Origin of the sequence: Hymenobacter terrenus, assembly GCF_000972495.1 — a bacterium.
In the GTDB taxonomy this organism is placed as follows: Bacteria; Bacteroidota; Bacteroidia; order Cytophagales; family Hymenobacteraceae; genus Hymenobacter; species Hymenobacter terrenus.
In genome coordinates, this window is record NZ_LATM01000144.1 from 1 (window position 1) to 503 (window position 503).

General features: G+C 48.4%; 2 tRNA genes. Both read left to right on the plus strand.

Annotation, left to right across the window (positions count from 1 at the left end):
- The first annotated feature begins 168 nt into the window (after positions 1–168).
- A tRNA-Ile gene (locus WX88_RS26875) sits at positions 169–242 on the plus strand.
- Between the two features lie 54 nt (positions 243–296).
- A tRNA-Ala gene (locus WX88_RS26880) sits at positions 297–370 on the plus strand.
- Positions 371–503 lie beyond the last annotated feature (133 nt).

The following is a 503-nucleotide window of genomic DNA, read 5'->3' on the forward strand; positions in this document are numbered from 1 at the left end:
TAGCCGTACCGGAAGGTGCGGCTGGATCACCTCCTTTCTGGAGCAGCCTTGCTCACGATGTTATGAATAATATAAAGTATGGCTCGGTACTTACTCTTTGTTTGTTTCCTCATTCAAATAATTGTTGAATACGGATTCTACGCTTGCCTTCGGGTATCGTTGAAACCCGGGCTTGTAGCTCAGGTGGTTAGAGCGCTACACTGATAATGTAGAGGTCCGTGGTTCGAGTCCACGCAGGCCCACTGTAACTGGCGGGATTGCTNTAACTGGCGGGATTGCTGCTGGAAGCGGAACTCGGGGGATTAGCTCAGCTGGCTAGAGCACCTGCCTTGCACGCAGGGGGTCAACGGTTCGAATCCGTTATTCTCCACTATAGTATTGTATTAGTAGAATACAGATACCGAAACATCGGCAATAGGCTGATCTTTCACAGTGATGCTCAAGAAAATAGCATTATCCGTTCTTTGACGTAAGGGGTAACAAAAACGAAGCGTAGCGCGCTT